Below are 729 nucleotides of genomic sequence, written 5' to 3' on the forward strand. Positions count from 1 at the left end.
ACAGCTGTTATATAACCCGTTCCTCCATCAAGGCTGTATTCCATCATGCCTGCCTTGATTCCCTTCAGCTTGCCTGCATTTATCCCATCGAAGCTGAAGGTGATGGCAGGTGCCGCAGGTGTCGTTTCCACTGTGGCTTTCAATGTCACCGGGGAGGTTAGGTCTGACATTTGTGCAGGGGTTACCTGTCCTTCATCTAGCGTGACCGTTGCCGTCGCATTTGTATCATAATCCACCGTACTGTTACCCACAAGCGCGATCGTCAGTGACGTCTTACTCAGCCATGTCACCTTCCCCTGCGTTATGCCATCAGGCAGCCCTGTAAGCTTCACTGTTGCGTTATCCGGATTCGCATTGATGTCTCCATTAGTCAGCTTCACCGTTATTAACTGCCCATCCTCTGAGCCCTCCTTGAAGGCGGTGCCTGTCGCTGCAGTTATCTTAAGGTTCGGGGTTGCGGCTGTAAAGTTCAATGCCGCTGTTTGTCCGGTCAGAGTTACTCCGGTTATATATTTTCTTACCAGTAGTGCGATATCACCTCTCATATCACCCATGCTAGCAGCGCTTACATACTTCGCCCATGTTGTCCCGCCATCCTTGCTGAACTCCATGGTCTTTGCTATTCCCGTCACGATATTTGTTATATCGTTTGCTTTTACCGCAGGGGCAGCAGGACTTGGCAGGATGTCTATTTTCTTAACTAAACCAGCTGGTGACCTAAATGTTTCT

At 49.7% G+C, this 729-nt stretch carries 1 protein-coding gene; it reads right to left on the reverse strand.

Annotation, left to right across the window (positions count from 1 at the left end; all coding sequences use genetic code 11):
* On the reverse strand, window positions 1-632 hold a 632-nt coding region (locus V8F51_RS31470), incomplete at its 3' end, for a hypothetical protein (protein WP_337104447.1).
* Window positions 633-729: the final 97 nt, after the last annotated feature.

This window comes from Paenibacillus sp. YIM B09110 (genome assembly GCF_037167145.1).
Lineage (GTDB): Bacteria > Bacillota > Bacilli > Paenibacillales > Paenibacillaceae > Pristimantibacillus.